This is a genomic window from Marinobacter aromaticivorans (assembly GCF_002806975.1).
Lineage (GTDB): Bacteria > Pseudomonadota > Gammaproteobacteria > Pseudomonadales > Oleiphilaceae > Marinobacter > Marinobacter aromaticivorans.
In genome coordinates, this window is the sequence record NZ_NIHD01000002.1 from 251,385 (window position 1) to 263,098 (window position 11,714).

An 11,714-nucleotide genomic window follows, 5' to 3' on the forward strand; every position below is an offset into this window, starting at 1 on the left:
GGTTGTGCATACATAAGGATAGATAAAAGGCTATGGCCGACACAGATCACAGGGCTCCGGAAAAGCATTCAGAACTTCACTCCGCCCAGCAGTTCGAGGCATGGCAGGAATCCCTGCTGGCAACGCCCGCCCCTGCTCCGGTAATAACCGAAGTCGGCAGGGTAACCGAAGTGGGCGACGGTGTGGCGGTGGTGACCGGTCTCGCCCGTGCCCTGGCGGATGAATTGCTGGTATTCCAGAGCGGTGTGCGTGGCATAGTGCTGGATCTGGAACCTGGCAGGCTCGGGGTGATTCTGCTCGGACCCTCGGAGCTTATTTCCCTGGGCGAAGATGTGCGCCGCACCCGCAAGGTGGTGAGCGTGCCCGTTGGCCCGGGTTTGCTCGGGCGCGTGGTGGATGCCATGGGCCGCCCGAGAGACGGCCTGGGGGAAATCGCCGCGGTGGCAGAAACCCCCATTGAAGCAGAAGCACCGGGTGTTCTCAGCCGCTCAGCCATTTTCCGGCCCCTGGCTACCGGCCTCAAGGCCATCGACGCCGCCGTACCCGTGGGTCTGGGCCAACGGGAGCTGATTATCGGTGACCGGCAAACCGGCAAAACCTCCATCGCCATAGATACCATGCTCAATCAGGCACGATCAGACGTGACCTGTATCTATTGCGCCATTGGCCAGCGTGGTGATGCCGTCTCGCGAGTTATCGATGCCCTGAAAAAAGGCGACATGCTGGCCCGCAGCATTGTTATGTCGGCGGGTGACGAAGAAACTCCGGGGCTGGCCTACATTGCGCCTTATGCCGCTATGGCCATGGCAGAGTATTTTTCCGATCAGGGCCAGGATGTGCTGGTAATTTTTGACGATCTTACCCACCACGCCCGCTCTTACCGGGAATTGTCGCTGCTGTTGCGCCGCCCGCCGGGGCGGGAAGCCTTTCCCGGGGATATTTTCTACGTGCACGCCCGCCTGCTGGAGCGGGCCGGCCAGTTTACCCGGGAAGCCGGTGGCGGTTCGATTACCGCCCTGCCGGTGGTGGAAACCCAGGCGGAGAACCTGTCGGCCTATATCCCCACCAACCTGATTTCCATTACCGACGGGCAAATCTACCTGTCACCAAGGCTGGTACGCCGGAACCAGTTCCCCGCCGTTGATCTGGGCCTGTCGGTTTCCCGGGTGGGCGGCAAAGCCCAAAGCCGCACTCTGCGGGAAGTGGCCGGCAACCTGCGGGTTACCCTGTCGCAGTTCGAAGAACTGGAAGACTTCGCCCGCTTCGGCACGCGGCTGGACGACACCACCCGCGCCCGGCTCACCCGTGGTGCCGCTGTTCGCAACGCCCTGCGCCAGGCCGAGCGCGACCCCATGCCCGCCGCCGAGCAACTGGCGGTTCTGATTTCTGCAATGGAAGGCCTTTTCGATGCCTTCCCTGAAGATCAGCTCAGCAATGCCATGGCCCGCATCCGTGCCGAGGCGCAGAAGCATTTCCAGTTCATTGACGAGCGCATCAGCGAAAACAAAGGGTTGAGCGAGGAAGACCGCGAACGGATTATCACAACCGCGCGTAAGGCGCTGGCCGGGAACCGGACAGACCAGACAACCCGTGCAGACGAGAGCAGCCATGGCCCAGACGCTTGAAACGCTCACCCGGCACAGTGCTACCCTCACCAGTATTCGCGGCATCGTTCACACCATGAAAACCCTGTCGGCGATTAACGCGGCACCCTATGAGCACGCGGCCCGCTCAATCGAGGCCTATCACCAGACCATACTCCAGGGCTTTGCGGCCTTCGCTTTCCGAACCGGCGGTATCAGGCTGCGCCAGGACGATGCTCTGGAGCATCTGGTGATCGTATTCGGCTCCGACCATGGCCTCTGTGGTAACTACAATGAAGTGCTCGCCGAAGTGGTGCAGCAACACTGTGGCAGCCAAACCTTCAGCAAGCAGCGCCTGCTTTGCATCGGCGCGCAAATGAACGATGCCCTGGATGATCAGGGCCTGGCGCCGGAAGTGGTTCTCCTGCCACCGGCCTCTGCAGAGGGAATCGGCCGTCTCGCCGGCGATATTGTTACCCGTATCGATCGTTTCAGCCGGGGCCAGCCGCTGCATCATCTGGCCGTCACCCTGGCGTTTACCCAGCGCGGGGAGCACGGCATGCGGGAGCCGACAATACAGAGCCTTCTTCCGCTATCGCCTTCTCTGCTGCAGCCTGAAAAACAATGGAATTCACGCTCGCTTCCGGATTACACCATGGAGGCGGACGCGCTGCTGTCCTCCCTGATTCGCAGCCACATCTTCGCCAGTGTGTTTCGTGCCTCCGCAGAAGCCATGGTGACCGAAAACTCCGCCCGGCTGGCCCTGATGCAGCAGGCAGAGCAGTCGGTGGATGAGCGCATTGAGGCGGTAGAAGGGGAGCTGCGCTCGGTGCGGCAAACGGAAATTACCAACGAACTGATGGATGTGATTATTGGTTTTGAAGCATTGAAGAAAAAAAAGAAACCGCAGCCTCTCGACTGCGGTTCAAAAAACTCTCTATAAAGAATATCTGATTGCGCCCTCAGTTCAGCCCGAGCGTTGAATCCATATTGCAGCCAAGGAACGAGCAACTATGATCGATGCGCACTTCATCGCCGATGCGGACCCTGGAGATCACCTCATCGTCCACAACCACAAAAGCACCACTTCGAACAACGGGGTCGCCAATTTTCCCTTCACCAACAGGATAGCGATCGCCATCTTCCGTTACATTAATCAGGCGAACGCTGCGACCAGGCTTTGCACCCAGATCTGACGTCAGAGATGTTTTCAATACATATTTGCCTTCAGATGTTTCATAGCCGTCCAGAACGTATCCAGTGGGAGCGAAAAAGGCCTTCAGTTCTTCCTGAACTTCATAAACCGAATCTATAGCTGCCGCGCGGACCAGGTTGCCACCATTAGCGGTGCAGTTTGAATTACGCGTTTCTTCGGAGGCACTGTCACTGCCCAGGCCACGGAACGACTTGACGCGATTTAACTGCGGAACAGTGTAAACGTCTATACTGATTTCAACTTTGCTTGAGTAGTTACATTTGGGCGGGGTAGTGTGCCGCTTGCCTTTATTATCAACCCAGCTACTGGCCTCGCTGAAGCTTGAACCAAAGCTTGCCTGTGTCACCGTGGTTTTAATCGCGTAGTCTGCAACCGGTGCACCTTTATAGGCCCCTGCACCACCCATTTCCGCTCGGAGCACTTCATCTTTCAGCTCTGCCGCCAGGCTACGATCAACCATTTCTGCACCGGCGTCGTTAAGGTAACCGTCAATTGCGAAACGAATCGGTTCCCCTGCCTGAGCATTGTCAGCGGTTACTGCTTTCGATGTGTCGACATCAAAAATAACGACCTTACTGACATCGGCACCGCGCGGTGAAGGATTTGATGCAGAAACAGGCAACTGCATTACATTCGTCAGATGCTCTGGCGAAACCTTTGGTGTTGTAGAGCAGCCCGCAGCCAACAAACCAGCTATAACCGCACCCAGCGCCAGGGTATTTCTCATCATGGAACTAACTCCTTTATTATCGATAGTTTTAAGCACAGGCCCTGTGTTCAGGGCTCTTTATGCATATTCAGAGCTCGCCAAAGGCCTTGCTCATGAATTTCATCGGCAATTAATCGGTTTGTTGTTTTCAATGCCATATCAAAGTCGGTCAGCGAACTGGCAGCCGCTTGGTAACGGGCAGATGAGATCTCACTGCCCTTGTCATCATTAAGCGCTATCTTTGCTTTCAGCTGAACGTGGTACTCATCGAATATTTCCCGACTGGACGTATCGCCTCTTACCGCTATCGCGCCATCATAATGCTGGCCCGGGCCGGCAACCTCCGCACGCAACCCCAACTCGAGCAACATTGTTAAAAGTTTTTCGCCAACATCCGAAGTGAAAGGATCCCAAGTAACGGCCAGCGTCAGTGACTGCTGCAGGCGATCTCCCTCATCCAGCAATGACTGGTATCGAGACAAAGCCGCCTGCCTCAGGCCACTATCCTGTCCGGCTGATTGCGCCAGCAGGATCTTATCGACAGCCTCTGAAATCAGGGGCCGGGCAAGGGTAAGGCGATACAGATATTTCAGGCGGGTACTGCCTTCCACGTCAGCAAGACGGGCTTCAATTTCCCGGCCCAAGCGGTCAACATCCTCAAGCATGGAGTCAACCAGGGTCTGACGGTCAACTGACAGCAACACGAACAATCGATTGCCTGCCTGGGCGCTGTTGACGGTCCGAAACTCTGTCAGTTTTAGCGATTCCGTGGTGGTGCGAACACGGTTTCGGGTTTTTGAGGTCTCCTGGCCATCCGCCAGCACTGTCTCCGTTTGAACATCGGAAGTAACGTGGGTTTCCAGCTTCCCTGCGATCACTGCCAGCGCGTCGTCGCGGGCTCCGCGTAAGGCAATCCCTTCACCAACTCCGTAAATTGTTGACGAGGTATCTACTGGCGGGCTGAGCACCCATTCCGGCAAAGCACCCGGGCCGCCTTTGCTCGCGCACCCACCCAAAACAAGGCTGACAAACGAAATAATCAGCAGTACAGGGTTCTGAACACGCATCTCATTCACCCGACAGTACCTCTTCATATTTGGCCAAATGACTGGTCACTTTGCGCAAATAGTTCACCGTTTCCTCATAGGGCAAATTGCTCATCAAATGGGCATGAACCTCTGAGGGAGACATAGTATTGGCAATACGCGTAGCCGGACGGAGTGCCATGGAACCACCGGTTAAGGCCCTGGATACGTTGCCTGGCCCGGTGTTATAGGCTGCAATCGCACAGTACAGGCGGGAAAGCGGATCATCGATATCCCGGAAATACCGGTAGTACAGAATATTGAAATAGGCTGCGCCGACCTGAATATTGTTTTCGGGGTTGTAAAGATAAGAAGGCGCAAGCAATCTTGGTTTGCCAAACAACTTCTCGGTGGCGTCTTGTCCAGCGCTGGCTGGCACTATTTGCATAAGACCAAAGGCAGGAATCGGTGACTTTGCCATCGGGTTAAAGGCCGACTCTGTTTCCATTATGGCCAGCAACAACTCTGCTGAAAGCTCGAACTTTTCGTTTTCACGATTGATGGATGAGACAAAAGGCCGGGCACGCGCAGGAAGGCGTTCAAGCCGGTCAGCTTCAATAGATTTTGTCTTCCACACATCGCCTGAAACCACCACGGGGATGGAGACTGCCTCACGCTCACGCTCGGACTTGGGCTCGGGCTCGGGCTCAGGTTTGGGTTTGGGTGTGGGCTCAGGCTGAGGCACAGTGACCGCTGGCGTATCGGCTGAGCCTTCATCAATAGTCATCGGGAAAGTCCAAACCACAACCGATTGCCCCTGCTGGCTTAGCTGGACCTTCTCAGCGGAGGCAAGCATGGCGTCAATCGCCTTATCAACCCGTGGCTGGTCCACCGAAGTATCACCAAACAGGTAGGCGGGCAACACAGGTTTGTTGTCCAGTGTCGCTGTTTCCAGATGGTTGAACTGGCCGCGACTCCTCGATTCAACTTCGCTGGCCACCTCATCCTGTTCGAACGCTTGCCGGCGCGTGAGGGACATCATTTCCGCAAGCATTTTGCCAGCGTCTGCCAGAGCAAAGCCGGAATCTGCATAACGCTCAGGCGTCGACCAGATAATCAGGCCCTTCTCGAAATCGACCACACGCTTACGTATATAGCCGTCTTCGTAGAGCACCCAGCGGGTTTTGGACGACTGCTCGGGATCGGCCCAGATATTGGCAATTCGGTTCTCGTAACCTGCTGATATCTGCATATGCAGCGCCGCGAACTCCCGCGCCTCTTTCTGCACCTGATCCCGATAGGAGGTATAACCCTGCCGCAGCTCCTGTTTGAATGCGGCGAAACCCGGGTCGCCGGACGTGTAACCGGATTCCGCGGCAACGTTATGGCCGGCCAGGGTAAGTGGGCAACCAATCAGCAGCACAGTCACGGCTCTGCGAAGACGGCTCATTACTTATCCTTCCAGGGCCTGGTCCAGCTCTTCAGCTGCACGCTTGGCACGATATTCCTGATACAGCAGGGCTTCGTTATTGGGGGTCAATTGACGGTTGGACTTGTCGATTATCTGGTCGAAAATCTTGCGGTTCTGTTCCGGCGCCAGCACCACCATGCTGCAGAAAAGCATCTTGCCACCGGGGCCTTCGAGATAATCCATTCGTTGCGGAATTGCTCCGTTGAGCATCTGCTCGGTTACCTGTCTCGAAATGCTCTCGAAGGTGGAACCTGAGCCGCTCTCGTCACCATTCTCGGTCAATGTCTGGTAGGTTTTGTCCATTGCCTGGACATTCACCCGGATCTGCTGCGCCAATGTCGCCCGAGCCAAAGCCACAGACTTGGCTTTGAGAATGCTCATGTTGGCGTTATCAGGAATGCATTCTGTGGCTGCCAGGGCGCCTTCTCCTGCCACACTGGCGGGCATTACAACCCAGTTCGGCAGGCCGCTGCTGGCACTTTTCTGTTCAGACGGCGGAGTACTGGCGCAGCCTGCCATCAACCCTGCTGCCAACACCGCGGTTACCAGTTTAAGCTCTGAATGAATCATTACATGCTCCTTGATTGTCGTTTTATTACTGATAAGCCGAGAGATAATGGCCCAGATCTACCGGGCTCAGGATGGAAGCTGTCAGGTCGCCAAGGGAAATATCGCCCCAGCCATAAACGTTTGGTTTGGTCGATTCGCGCAAGGCCTTGCGCGAGGCTTCGGAATCACTATCCAGCAAGACGCTCTGGTAAAGCTCTGCCAGCCCCTGAACGCTGCTGCCGTCACCATAATTGACCCAGCCGGCAAAGGCTTTTTGATTCAACGACCCTCCGCCGAGGTTGACGGATTCCAGATAAGAGGCTGTGTTTTTTGTCCAGTCCGCAACGAATTCACCGGGCATGCCTTTAAGTTCCGCAAAAGTGAATTCGCCAAGATTGCCTCCCCACTCGCCGAACACTGGCGGAGCGAAGCCCTCCTGAAGGCTGATCACGATATACCCGGAAACTTCGCCTGATTTGACTAGCAATGTCAGGAGATACTTTTCATCAAAAAAATATTCCGCGCTTAATTCCCCCGCCAGCTTGCGCCTAACCTGCGGCGTACCGAATATTTCTCTGGCGTAGCCAAGATCTATGCCAGACCGGAGATAACTCAGGTCTTTGTATTCCGGAATATTGGTAAAGGTCGATACAGCCCGGTCGATGGCGTTTTCAACAATCATGAGCGCTTCAGAAAAGTTGCCAAGCGCAATAACCGGCAGTGTTAAGGTCGCCACCCAGCTCAGAGCTTTCTGGCGAAAGCCAGCACCCGACACAGCTTTATCCTGATAATTGGTGTCGCTCATGTTTTACTGCTCGCGAAGTGTTTCAAAGGATTCACGGAGTTTCCCGGATGCCTTTTCCCTGGCAGCGCCAATGTCCTCAGTCATTCGCTCCGCAGCATCCCGGGAAATATCCCGAGCACTCTGGATAAGCTCTTTACTTTTGTCGGCCATATCATCGATGGTGGACTCGGCAGTCTCGGAACAACCAAGCAATAACAGCAAGGCCGTGAGGGCAAGCAGGCGAAAACAGGTCATGGGACTTCCTTATCACGAGAGAAAAATCCGTGGGTGAGATAAACGGAGCTTTGCTTTCTTTATGATTGAAAGTAATAGGAAATTCGCGGGGAATAGTGTCAGCATTAACGACTGTTAACAATCCTGACTTTGTAAAAGTTGGTAAATTCAACCGGAAGGTAAATCATTAGCGCTGCCGGCGACTTACGGGCATCTTTGGCAAGCCCGCAAGCGCCTTCCCTGTTTGGCTTCCGGGTGTGGATGTCGTCCTTATCGGCACCGCAGTCTTGCAATTTAACGAATGCGAGCCTGAAGATCTTCCCCAACATGGATCCCGTTTAATGCGCATATTACTGGTAGAAGACGATCATCTGCTGGGCAGAACCATGCTGGACATGCTGCGGGCAGACCAGCATACCGTAGACTGGGTGGATGATGGCCAGCAGGCGCTCAATGCGCTGATGAATGAGCACTTTGATCTGGCCATACTGGATTTGACTCTGCCCCGGGTAGATGGCCTTGATATCGTCCGGCACATCCGGCAAGAGGGCAATCGACTGCCTGTTATCATTCTGACCGCCAGGGCAGAACTGGAGGAGAAGCTGCAGGGCCTGGATGCGGGCGCCGACGATTACCTGACCAAACCCTTTGCCATGGCCGAACTCAAGGCCCGGATCCGGGCCGTCACCCGGCGCACATCATCAACGAGTCGCGATGAGCTGATTGTAGGCCGGCTGGCACTGGACACGGCTTCCGGCAGGCTGACCGTAGGCACCGAATCCGTCACCCTGGCTCGCAGTGAATTCCAGATTCTCCAATACATGATGCGCCACCCAGACCAGGTTGCCACCCGCAGGCGGCTGGAAGAACAGCTCTATGGCTGGGAGCCGGGTGCGGAGAGCAATGCCCTGGAAGTACACATTCATCATCTGCGGCGCCGGGTAGGCAAGGCGACCATTCGAACCATCCGCGGGGTGGGTTACCTGCTGGACAGCCAGGCCGCGTGCGGAGTGCCGGAATGTCCCTGACCCGCACACTGACGCTGCTTGTTACCTCCACGGTACTGCTGATTGCCCTTGGCGCCGCTGCCTGGAGTTACATTGAGAGCAATCACGAACTGGAAGAACTGTTCGACGCCGAACTGGCACAAAGTACACGAATTGTGCAGGGACTGGTTCGCCATCTGGCTGACACCCAATCCCTGGAGCAGTTACCGCAAACTCTCCGCGAAACGCTCACACTGCCCTTTGCCGGCAACATCGACCTGGAAGTCGATGAAAACGAAATTCTGCCCGATGGTGCCGGGCACAAATACGAGAAAAAGCTGGCCTTTGAAGTCTGGACTCCTGACCGCACACCCCTGCTCGATACCCTGCAGGCTGATGACTCTGAAGGCCTTGCCCCGGGCTATTCGTGGGCTGAATCACAGGGGTATCGCTGGCGCGTGTTCACACTCAGGGACCCGGCCACAGGCTTCTGGATCCGCACCGCCCAGCGCGAGGAAATTCGTAAGGAGCTGAGTCAGGAACTGGCCCTGGGTAACGTACTGCCCTTGCTCGTTGCGTTACCGCTGTTGCTACTGGCCGCCAGCGCCGCCATTCAGGTCGGGTTTCGCCCGCTACGCCGGCTGGAACACCCCATCCGTAACATGGCTCCGGAACGTATCCATCCGCTTGATGACAGGCAGGCGCCGAAGGAAGTTGCAGGCCTGGTGCAGGCGGTAAACAGCCTGCTCAAGCGGCTGAATCAGGCTCTGGAACGGGAACGGCGTTTTTCTTCCGATGCCGCTCATGAACTGCGAACACCGCTGGCGGCCCTGCGCCTGAATCTTGAAAAAGCCTGTGAAGACAACCCGCAGCAATTCCGGAGCCTGATCCGTTCGGTTGACCGTATGACACATCTGGTGGAGCAAATGCTGCTGCTGAACCGGGTCGACGCCGGGGCAGGCTTTCCCAAGCACGACCATGACCTGTCCGCGATACTCGAACAGAGCATTGCAGATGTGGCGCCCCTGGCGCTGAAAAAAAATATTGAACCGGTTTTGTACGACGATGCCGGCCGGGCCCTGGTGTGTTGCAACGACGCCCTGATCAACACTCTGATGCGCTCGCTGCTGGCCAACGCCATTCAATACAGCCCCGACAACACTGTTGTGGAAACCCGCCTGGCGCCTTCCGCAAACGGCTATTCCATCACTGTGTGTGACCAAGGACCGGGCATTGCACCAGAATCCCGGGAACGGGCCCTCAGCCGCTTTGTACGTCTCGACCAGCGGCTTGGTGATGGTGCCGGGCTGGGGCTGGCGATTGCGCGCCGAATTGCGGAACTCCACGGCGGCCAGCTTACGCTGAACGCGCGGCCCGACGGGCAGGCCGGGCTCTGTGTCAGCCTGTGGTTACCCGCCCACCAGCCATCAGACGGTAGGCACGAACAACAGTGAGCCATCCACCTCCACGGTAGTCAGGCGCTGGTTGTAGAGCTTCTCAAGCGCATCCGGCACCAGCATATTTTCCACCGGTCCCCAGCAGGCATCACCGCTGGTGTAGAGCAGCAGAACATGGCTGCACCAGCGCGCGGCCAGGTTCAGATCATGCACGCACAGGAAAACGGCTTTGCCGGCAGACGCCTGATCGCGAAGCAGGCTCATCACCTTGACCTGGTGATGCAGATCCAGATGGTTGGTGGGCTCATCCAGCAACCAGATTTCAGGGTTCTGGGTCATCAGGGTGGCGATGGCGACACGCTGGCGCTCACCACCAGACAAGGTGTTCAGCAGCCGCTCAGATAACTGAGCCACATCCAGAGCTGCCAGTGCCTGATTCGCCCGGGCCTGATCCTCACCTTGCTCGTGCTCCCATGGCGACAACCAGGGGTGACGACCAATCAGCGCGGTTTCCATAACCGTTGCGGGAAAGCTGTCCTGGCGCTCCTGGAACACCAGGCCCAGTTGCCGGGCAATTTCACGGCGCTTCAGTTCTTTTAACGAAGTGCCATTCAGCATGACCTGGCCGGCGCGGGCAGGCAGTAAACCGGCGAGCGTGTGGATCAGCGTGGTTTTGCCGGCGCCATTGGGCCCAAGTACACCCCATACCTGGCCCGGCTCAATGCTCAAATCCAGAGCAGAACCGTCAGGCCTTCCGGGTATGTTAATGATCAGCTCGCGGGTGCCTAAAACGCTCATCAGCGGCTCCGGTGCAACAGATACAGAAACATGGGCACGCCCAACAAGGCAGTAATCACACCAACCGGTAACTGCTCCGGCGCAATCACCGTGCGTGCCAGGGTGTCCGCCAGCACCAGCAAGGTGCCGCCCGCCAAAGCGCTGGCAGGCAGTATAATGCGCTGATCGTTACCCAGAACCAGCCGCAGCATGTGGGGCACGATCAGGCCAACAAAACCGATACTGCCCGCCGTGGTGACTGCGGTGGCGGTCAGCAAACTGGCAAACAGGTAAATCGTCCATTCCAGCGGCCGCACCGAGACACCCAGTGCCGCTGCCTGCAGCGGCCCGCGGGCCAGCACATTCAGGTTGCGGGCTACAGGCATGGTCAACAGCAATGCCAGCACCAGCACCGCCATTGCCGGCCAGGGTGTCCGGGCGTAGGAAACGTCGCCCATCAGCCAGTACAGCATACCGGGGAGTTTGTAGGAGGGGGTTATGGCCAGCATCAGGGTAATCACCGCCCCCCAACCTGCGGCTACCACCACGCCCGTCAGCAGCAGGCGCGAAGGTGTCCAGCTGCCGGTGCCGTGGGCGATACCGAACACCAGCATGGTCGCCAGCATGGCCCCGGCGAAAGCCGAGCCCGAAACCAGCAAGGTACCCAGCCCTGCCAGCATGGCCAGCAGCGCGCCCACAGCCGCACCGCCGGACAACCCCAGCACGTAAGGGTCGGCAAGGGGGTTGCGCAGCAACACCTGCATAAGGGCACCCGCCACCGCCAGCAGACCTCCTGTGGCAAAGGCCGCCAGGGTGCGAGGCAACCGCAAATCCAGTATCAGGGTGCTGTTGAGGGCACTACCCTGGCCCTGAATAACCTGCCAAAGATCAGGCGCCCCAACGTTTACACTGCCCAGAGACAGGGCCAGAAGCACGGATGCAACAGCCAGCCCACCGAGACTGAACAGCGGGCGGATCATCGG

At 57.2% G+C, this 11,714-nt stretch carries 12 protein-coding genes; 4 read left to right on the forward strand and 8 right to left on the reverse strand.

The features are described 5' to 3' along the window. Nucleotides 1-32 precede the first annotated feature (32 nt). Nucleotides 33-1,625 (forward strand): F0F1 ATP synthase subunit alpha, encoded by a 1,593-nt coding sequence (locus CDH48_RS03995; RefSeq protein WP_100687433.1) that lies wholly within the window; start codon nt 33-35, stop codon nt 1,623-1,625. Next, nucleotides 1,609-2,526 (forward strand): F0F1 ATP synthase subunit gamma, encoded by a 918-nt coding sequence (locus CDH48_RS04000; RefSeq protein WP_100687434.1) that lies wholly within the window; start codon nt 1,609-1,611, stop codon nt 2,524-2,526. Before CDH48_RS03995 ends, CDH48_RS04000 begins: the two co-directional genes overlap by 17 nt. Before the next feature lie 19 nt (nt 2,527-2,545). On the opposite strand, the gene CDH48_RS04005 is transcribed toward CDH48_RS04000, so the two are convergent. Genes CDH48_RS04005 through CDH48_RS04030 form a run of 6 tightly spaced genes read right to left on the reverse strand, consistent with a single transcriptional unit; the run spans nt 2,546 to nt 7,592 of the window. Then, on the reverse strand, nt 2,546-3,529 hold the full coding sequence (locus tag CDH48_RS04005) for a hypothetical protein (protein WP_100687435.1): 984 nt from the start codon (nt 3,527-3,529) through the stop codon (nt 2,546-2,548). Between the two features lie 47 nt (nt 3,530-3,576). Next, nucleotides 3,577-4,575 (reverse strand): LPP20 family lipoprotein, encoded by a 999-nt coding sequence (locus CDH48_RS04010; protein WP_157807795.1) that lies wholly within the window; start codon nt 4,573-4,575, stop codon nt 3,577-3,579. A 1-nt stretch (nt 4,576) separates the two neighbouring features. Beyond that, entirely contained in the window at nt 4,577-5,983 is a 1,407-nt protein-coding gene (locus CDH48_RS04015; RefSeq protein ID WP_100687437.1) for a transglycosylase SLT domain-containing protein, read from the reverse strand. A gap of 3 nt (nt 5,984-5,986) precedes the next feature. Continuing rightward, entirely contained in the window at nt 5,987-6,574 is a 588-nt protein-coding gene (locus CDH48_RS04020) for a hypothetical protein (RefSeq protein ID WP_100687438.1), read from the reverse strand. Nucleotides 6,575-6,599: 25 nt separating this feature from the next. Then, nucleotides 6,600-7,358 (reverse strand): ETEC_3214 domain-containing protein, encoded by a 759-nt coding sequence (locus CDH48_RS04025; RefSeq protein ID WP_100687439.1) that lies wholly within the window; start codon nt 7,356-7,358, stop codon nt 6,600-6,602. Nucleotides 7,359-7,361: 3 nt separating this feature from the next. Further along, nucleotides 7,362-7,592 (reverse strand): hypothetical protein, encoded by a 231-nt coding sequence (locus CDH48_RS04030; RefSeq protein WP_100687440.1) that lies wholly within the window; start codon nt 7,590-7,592, stop codon nt 7,362-7,364. A gap of 320 nt (nt 7,593-7,912) precedes the next feature. Here CDH48_RS04030 and CDH48_RS04040 point away from each other — a divergent pair, with 320 nt between their 5' ends. Both CDH48_RS04040 and CDH48_RS04045 read left to right on the forward strand, forming a co-directional pair. Next, entirely contained in the window at nt 7,913-8,599 is a 687-nt protein-coding gene (locus CDH48_RS04040; RefSeq protein ID WP_100687442.1) for a response regulator, read from the forward strand. Continuing rightward, entirely contained in the window at nt 8,590-10,011 is a 1,422-nt protein-coding gene (locus CDH48_RS04045) for an ATP-binding protein (protein ID WP_100687443.1), read from the forward strand. The genes CDH48_RS04040 and CDH48_RS04045 overlap by 10 nt, the downstream gene beginning before the upstream one ends. Here CDH48_RS04045 and CDH48_RS04050 read toward each other — a convergent pair. Beyond that, on the reverse strand, nt 9,985-10,752 hold the full coding sequence (locus CDH48_RS04050) for an ABC transporter ATP-binding protein (protein ID WP_100687444.1): 768 nt from the start codon (nt 10,750-10,752) through the stop codon (nt 9,985-9,987). The two genes, CDH48_RS04045 and CDH48_RS04050, sit on opposite strands and share 27 nt — an antisense overlap. Continuing rightward, the gene (locus tag CDH48_RS04055) at nt 10,752-11,711 is read right to left on the reverse strand and encodes a FecCD family ABC transporter permease (protein ID WP_100687445.1); all 960 of its coding nucleotides are present in this window, start codon (nt 11,709-11,711) and stop codon (nt 10,752-10,754) included. Before CDH48_RS04055 ends, CDH48_RS04050 begins: the two co-directional genes overlap by 1 nt. Nucleotides 11,712-11,714: the final 3 nt, after the last annotated feature.